Source organism: Achromobacter sp. SIMBA_011 (assembly GCF_046535435.1).
Taxonomy (GTDB): domain Bacteria; phylum Pseudomonadota; class Gammaproteobacteria; order Burkholderiales; family Burkholderiaceae_B; genus Achromobacter; species Achromobacter dolens.
In genome coordinates this window covers 1-271 of the sequence record NZ_JAWRWN010000477.1, presented here as the reverse complement: position 1 = coordinate 271, position 271 = coordinate 1, and the positions used below count along the sequence as shown (strand labels likewise).

Annotated in this window: 1 pseudogene; it reads left to right on the top strand. The window is 66.1% G+C overall.

The features are described 5' to 3' along the window. Window positions 1-271: pseudogene (locus SB816_RS31780) on the top strand (polyamine ABC transporter ATP-binding protein); the annotation flags it as partial.

The window sequence follows — 271 nt, the reverse complement described above, 5'->3', positions numbered from 1 at the left end:
CGGTGATGAGCGAAGGCAAGATCGTGCAGATCGGCACGCCCGGCGAAGTGTACGAATACCCGAACAGCCGCTTCTCGGCCGAATTCATCGGCTCGACGAACCTGTTCGAAGGACGCGTGGTCGAGGACGAGCCCGATCACATCTTCGTCGAGAGCGACGACCTCGAGGCGCGCATGTACGTGAGCCACGGTGTGACCGGCCCGCTGGGGATGCCCGTCGGCATCTCGGTGCGGCCCGAGCGCGTGCACGTGTCGCGCGACAAGCCCGGCTC